Below are 310 nucleotides of genomic sequence, written 5' to 3'. Positions count from 1 at the left end.
AGCCTTGCCGCAAGCGAATACAATACCCGCCGTAAAGAATGTGAGGAAGTGATCAATTATATCCAAAAAAGATATCCTGAAGTAAATTCTTTACGCGATGTGGATCTACAACGCTTACAGGAATTTAAAAATGAGCTTTCTGAGGTGCTTTATAAACGTGCGCGGTTTATAATCTCAGAAAACAACAGGGTTCTCAAAGCTGTAGAAGCCTTAAAATCTGATGATCTGGATCATCTGGGTTTGCTAATGTATGCCTCGCATAAAGGTTTACGTGACAATTATGAGGTGAGTTGTAAAGAGCTGGACTTCC

The 310-nt window shown here is 40.0% G+C and carries 1 pseudogene; it reads left to right on the top strand.

From position 1 onward, the window contains the following. Window positions 1-310: pseudogene (locus tag HC175_RS22495) on the top strand (galactokinase); the annotation flags it as partial.

Source organism: Salinimicrobium oceani (assembly GCF_012037645.1).
The sequence above is the reverse complement of the archived record's forward strand: the minus strand, read 5'-3'. Positions and strand labels throughout refer to the sequence as shown.